Raw genomic sequence first — 1,006 nt, forward strand, 5'->3', positions numbered from 1 at the left:
AGAGACAGCTCCTGCTCCACGCGCCGGAAACAATATCTCAGGCGGATGCCCTCCTCTCACAAATCTATCGGCGTGCAGCGCTCGAAGAGCGCCCCCGCCTGGCGCTGAAGCAGGGCGGCGGCCCGGCGGGCCACGTAGCGGTGGCTTGCCCCATGGAAGCCGTATTTTTCGTAGCCAAACTGTTTACAGAGCTGTCGGGGAAGGGAAAAGATGCGGTGCACTTCCGGTTTGTCCCGGTGAAAGGCCGTGTCAAAGGAGGCAAATTGGGGAATTTCCCCGTGGTACCTTTCGCACAGGCGGATGCCTTCTAATTGAACAGGGTTGTGTAAGGGGGCAAGGCTGCTGCAGGCCTGGATGTGTTCCACCACTTCCTGGGTAATCCGCACCGTCTGGTTAAAGTAGGGCCCCCCGTGGACGACCCGGTGCCCAATCGCATCGAGGGGAAGGGTGGGGGGAAGGTGGGCAAAGAGCCAGTCGAAGGCGCCGGCGTAGGGGATGGCCGGGGGGGATTCTTCGAGAGAAGGCGGGCTGCCTTTGCTGGAAGGGCGTTCTGTCTGAGGGGAGGAAAAGCGGCGGAACCAGGGTTCCAGGGATGCATCGTAGGAAATGCGGCCCTTGCTTTCCTGCTGGCCGATTTTTTCGATAGCCCCCTTAAGGAGCCGCCTGCCCGCCGGCATGTCTAAAAGCTGAAATTTGATGGTGGAGCTTCCACAATTGAGGACGAGAATGGTTGCCATGAATATGGGTATATCACGAAGAAAAAAGAAGGCAAAGGGGGCGCCGAAGGCAAAGGGGGCCCGTGCAGAGCCGCCTGCTTTACAGGTATCCCCTACCGCTTACTTTCTGACCTCCAGATTAGCTTGAGGGTGCCGGGTTCCTTGAGGGGGCCCGTAGGGAATCTTCTGCAGGGCAAAGGAAAGCGGGACGGGAGGACTCAAAGGCTCCAGTGGTACTTTGAGGATCCAGACGGATAACCCCAGGGCCCGGCAGAACCACTTCCTCAGGC

1 protein-coding gene is annotated in these 1,006 nt (G+C 59.3%); it reads right to left on the reverse strand.

What is annotated here, in order from left to right; genetic code table 11:
- Positions 1–56: 56 nt before the first annotated feature.
- Positions 57–737, reverse strand: a complete 681-nt coding sequence (locus N2315_09555; GenBank protein MCX7829416.1) for a hypothetical protein — start codon at positions 735–737, stop codon at positions 57–59.
- Positions 738–1,006 lie beyond the last annotated feature (269 nt).

The sequence above is a fragment of the Thermanaerothrix sp. genome, from assembly GCA_026417795.1.
Lineage (GTDB): Bacteria > Synergistota > Synergistia > Synergistales > Synergistaceae > Thermanaerovibrio.

Bases quoted from the DNA above. Each gene is read 5' to 3' on its own strand.
- N2315_09555 (MCX7829416.1), bottom strand. From the start codon at position 737: ATGGCAACCATTCTCGTCCTCAATTGTGGAAGCTCCACCATCAAATTT.